Here is a 4,426-nt window from a genome sequence, read left to right on the forward strand (position 1 = left end):
CTCTTCCGATCTCGGGCCTGCTCGCCGATCGCCTGCTGGCCGCGATGCAGGCGGCGATGGCGGCCGGCGGCGAGGCGGGGCCGGTGCACTCGGCCGCGCTGAAGGTGGCCGGCGACGTGACCTGGCCGATCGTCGACCTGCGCGTCGACTGGGCCGATGCCGATCCGATCGGGCAGCTCGATGCGCTGTGGCAGGCGTATCGGCCGCAGATGCAGGACTACCAGACGCGCGCGCTGAACCCCACCGCCGCACCGAGCTACGGAGTGCCGGGCGATGAATGACACGTCGAGCCGCGCACTGCTCGAACGGCTGATCGCGTTCGCGACGGTCAGCCGCGATTCGAACCTCGAGATGATCGGTTTCATCCGCGACTATCTCGCGGGCTTCGGCGTCGAGAGCGAACTGTTCTACAACGCGGCGCGCACGAAGGCGAGCCTGTACGCGACGATCGGGCCGCGCGATCGCGGCGGCATCGCGCTGTCGGGCCATACCGACGTGGTGCCGGTCGACGGGCAGGCGTGGACGGTCGAGCCGTTCCGGCTGACCGAACGCGACGGCCGCCTGTACGGCCGCGGCACGGCCGACATGAAGGGCTTCATCGCGTCGGTGCTCGCGGCCGTGCCGGCATTCGTCGCCCGGCCGCTGGGCGTGCCCGTGCATCTCGCGTTTTCGTACGACGAGGAGGTCGGCTGCCTCGGCGTGCGGCCGATGCTTGAACAACTGGCCGCGCGCGCGCACCGGCCGCGCCTGTGCCTGATCGGCGAGCCGACCGAACTGAAGCCGGTGCTCGGTCACAAGGGCAAGCTCGCGATGCGTTGCCACGTGAAGGGCGCCGCGTGCCACTCGGCGTACGCGCCGTCGGGCGTCAACGCGATCGACTATGCGGCGAAGCTGATCGGCCGGCTCGGCGAGATCGGCGCGGCGCTCGCGCGGCCCGAACGGCACGACGAACGATTCGATCCGCCGTTCTCGACCGTGCAGACGGGGCTGATCAAGGGCGGCCGCGCGCTGAACATCGTGCCGGCCGAATGCGAGTTCGATTTCGAGGTGCGGGCGCTGCCGGATTTCGATGCGCACGACGTGCCGAGGAAGCTGCAGGACTATGCGGAATCCGAACTGTTGCCGAGGATGCGCGCGGTGCAGCCCGATACCGACATTCAACTGCAGCCGCTGGGCGCGTATCCGGGCCTGGCAACCGCGCCGGACAGCGAGGCCGCGCGCCTGCTCGCGATGCTGAGCGGCTCCGATGCATTCGGCACGGTGGCGTTCGGCACCGAGGGCGGACTGTTCGGGCAGGCCGGCATTCCGACCGTGGTGTGCGGGCCCGGCAGCATGGACCAGGGGCACAAGCCCGACGAGTTCGTCACGCTCGACCAGCTCCACGGCTGCGACGCGATGCTGGGGCGTCTGGTCACGCATCTCGCCGCGGCCGCCTGAACCGCCGACCGGCCGACACGCACGCACCGCCTCCCGCGGCGCGTGCGTTTTCCTGTCCTTCCCGTTCGTTAGCGCGCCGTTTCCGCGACGATCTGCGCGAGCCGTTCGCGGCAGAAATCGACGAACGACTGCGCCTGCTTCGTGAGCTGCCCGCGCTTCAGCCGTGCGCTCACGAGCCCCGACGGGCTCACCGTTTCGCTGAGGCCGATCGTCACGACGCGCTGGCCGTCGTACGTGTATTCGGAATGCGGGCGCGTGACGAGCAGCGAGAAGCCGAACCCCTGGCCGACCATCCCGCGCACCATCTCGATCGACGGCGACCCGAACACGATGTTCGGCGTGAGCCCGAGCTCGTGAAAGAGGCTGACGAAATACGTGCGGCTCGGCTGCACGTCGAGCAGGATCATCGGCTCGACGCAGAGGTCGCGCAGCGATACGTGGGTCTGGCCGGCGAACCGGTGGTTCTCCGGCAGCAGCACGTACGGCTGCTGCGGCGGCATCAGCGGCTCGGTTTCGATCGTGCCGTCGAGATCGTGGTCGTACATGAGCGCAAGATCGAACGTGCCGGACGTCAGGCCCTGCACGAGCTCCTGCTGGTCGCCGTCGCGCAGCCGGATGTTCACGCCCGGGTAGCGCTCGCGAAAGCCCGCGATCAGTTGCGGCAGATAGAGCGGCGCGACCGTCTCGAAGCAGCCGATATCGATCTGCCCGGTGATCACGTCGTTGTCGGCCAGCGCGTTCTGTTCGAATTCGTGCGAGATGCGCAGCAGCTCCTGCGCTTTCCGGTAGAAGCGCGTACCGCTCGGTGTGAGCGACACGCCCTGCGCGTGATGGCGGATGAACAGCTTCACGCCGAAGCTTTCCTCCAGACCCTTGATCGCACTGGAGATCGACGGCTGCGCGATGAACAGCTGGCGCGAGGCCTCGGCGACGCTGCCGGATTCCACCGTCGTCACGAAGTATTTCAGTTGCCGCAAAGTGTAGTGAGCCACAAGCACCTCTGATGCACGGCCCCGGCGTGCCGCCGCGGGCGCAATCTGTCCATGGTTTGCGTAGCACCTTACCTGAAAGCCCCCCGGTGCCGGCATTTCCGCTGCAGAGCTTTTTCGTATGTCCCGGAAATATTTTTAGTATTTTCCGGTCGCGATGGTCGTGGCGCACCATCGTCTCCAACCTGGAACACGACGATCACGAAGCGGTTGCGCACGCGGCGGCGGGGCATGTCATCCGTCCCCGCATGCGCATCGTCCGCTTCGTTCGACACCGCCGCGCGTGCACGCGGTGCGTCGTCGCTCGCGTATCCGGACCCGATTGCAGGCGCGACCCCCAACGCGCGCCGGCTGACACGGCAAGCGCGCATCGCCGCGCAGGACAGGAGACATCACCATGACGAACGTGGACCGCAACGCGTCCCCGATGATAGAGAAGCACACGATCGGCTACGTGCCGCCCGCGGAGCGCCACGGCAAGGTGCGCGACCTGTTCACGCTCTGGTTCGGCGGCAACATCGCGCCGCTGCCGATCGTGACCGGCGCGCTCGGCGTGCAGCTGTTCCACCTGAACCTGATGTGGGGCATCGTCGCGATCGTCGTCGGCCAGGCGGTCGGCGGCGTGCTGATGGCGCTGCATTCGGCGCAGGGGCCGCAGATGGGCATCCCGCAGATGATCCAGAGCCGCGCGCAGTTCGGTTCGTGGGGCGCGCTGCTCGTGACCGTGATCGCGGCCGTGATGTACGTCGGCTTCTTCGCGTCGAACATCGTGCTGGCCGGCAAGTCGGTGCACGGCATCGCGTCGTCGGTGCCGGTGCCCGTCGGCATCGTGATCGGCGCGGTGGGCTCGGGGCTGATCGGCATCGTCGGCTACCGGTTCATCCACATCCTGAACCGGATCGGCACATGGGTGCTCGGCATCGGCATCCTGGTCGGCTTCTGGATGATCCTCACGCACGTGACGACCGACGATTTCCTGACGCGCGGCGGCTTCAACTTCGCCGGATGGCTCGCGACGGTGTCGCTGTCGGCGTTGTGGCAGATCGCGTTCGCGCCGTACGTGTCGGACTATTCGCGCTATCTGCCGGAAAACGTCGGCGTGGCGTCGACGTTCTGGGCGACCTATCTCGGCTGCACGATCGGCTCGACGCTCGCGTTCATCTTCGGCGCGGTCGCGGTGCTCGCGGTGCCGGCCGGCGCGGACGCGATGGATGCGGTCAAGCAGGCGACGGGCCCGCTCGGCCCGCTGATGCTCGTGCTGTTCCTGCTGAGCGTGATCAGCCACAACGCGCTGAACCTGTACGGCGCGGTGCTCGCGGTGATCACGTCGGTGCAGACGTTCGCGTACAAGTGGATCCCGACCGCGAAGGCGCGCGCGGTGGTGTCGGTCGTGATCTTCGCCGCGTGCTGCTACGCGGCGATCGGCGCGTCGACGAACTTCGTCGGCAACCTCGTCGATCTCGTGCTCGCGCTGCTCGTCGTGCTGGTGCCGTGGACGGCGATCAACCTGATCGACTTCTACGTGATCCACAAGGGCAAGTACGACATCAAGTCGATCTTCATGGTCGATGGCGGAATCTACGGCCGCTTCAACCCGCAGGCGCTGCTCGCGTATGCGATCGGCATCCTCGTGCAGATTCCGTTCATGAACACGCCGATGTATGCGGGCCCGATTCCCGCGCATCTCGGTGGCGCCGACCTGTCGTGGGTCGTGGGGCTGGTGCTGACGTCGCCGCTGTACTACTGGCTCGCGACGCGTGACAGCGCGTATCGGCGCCGGCAGACGGGCGCGACGATGCCGCCGACGGCGGCGCGCTGAACGGGACGTGGTTCGGGGCGCACGAGAGGGCCAGGGTGCCGTTTCCCGTGCTGCGTAGTGGAGGAGGCGCTGAACGCGGAATGCCGCCTTTCAGCGCCTTCGTCGTGCCGAAGTCACGGCGAAGTCGCCGGGCGAGCCGTGCGCGGCACGGCGTCGCCGGCTGGCGGCGGGCCTGCGGGGT

4 protein-coding genes are annotated in these 4,426 nt (G+C 67.9%); 3 read left to right on the top strand and 1 reads right to left on the bottom strand.

Annotation, left to right across the window (positions count from 1 at the left end):
• On the top strand, positions 1 to 281 hold a 281-nt coding region (locus G3N99_RS35455; RefSeq protein ID WP_206124682.1), incomplete at its 5' end, for a DUF1028 domain-containing protein.
• Positions 274 to 1,437, top strand: coding sequence for an acetylornithine deacetylase (gene argE / locus G3N99_RS35460; protein WP_206124683.1), 1,164 nt, complete (start codon positions 274 to 276; stop codon positions 1,435 to 1,437). The genes G3N99_RS35455 and argE, both read left to right, overlap by 8 nt.
• A gap of 68 nt (positions 1,438 to 1,505) precedes the next feature.
• Here the strand turns inward: argE and G3N99_RS35465 are convergent, their stop codons facing one another.
• Complete coding sequence (locus G3N99_RS35465) at positions 1,506 to 2,429, bottom strand: LysR substrate-binding domain-containing protein (RefSeq protein WP_174932793.1); 924 nt, start codon at positions 2,427 to 2,429, stop codon at positions 1,506 to 1,508.
• 394 nt (positions 2,430 to 2,823) lie between these two features.
• On the opposite strand from G3N99_RS35465, the gene G3N99_RS35470 reads away from it, so the two are divergent.
• Entirely contained in the window at positions 2,824 to 4,245 is a 1,422-nt protein-coding gene (locus G3N99_RS35470; protein WP_206124684.1) for a cytosine permease, read from the top strand.
• The last annotated feature ends 181 nt before the right edge of the window (positions 4,246 to 4,426 follow it).

The sequence above is a fragment of the Burkholderia sp. Ac-20392 genome, from assembly GCF_017104585.1.
In the GTDB taxonomy this organism is placed as follows: domain Bacteria; phylum Pseudomonadota; class Gammaproteobacteria; order Burkholderiales; family Burkholderiaceae; genus Burkholderia; species Burkholderia lata.

Bases quoted from the DNA above. Each gene is read 5' to 3' on its own strand.
- argE (WP_206124683.1), top strand. From the start codon at position 274: ATGAATGACACGTCGAGCCGCGCACTGCTCGAACGGCTGATCGCGTTC.
- G3N99_RS35470 (WP_206124684.1), top strand. From the start codon at position 2,824: ATGACGAACGTGGACCGCAACGCGTCCCCGATGATAGAGAAGCACACG.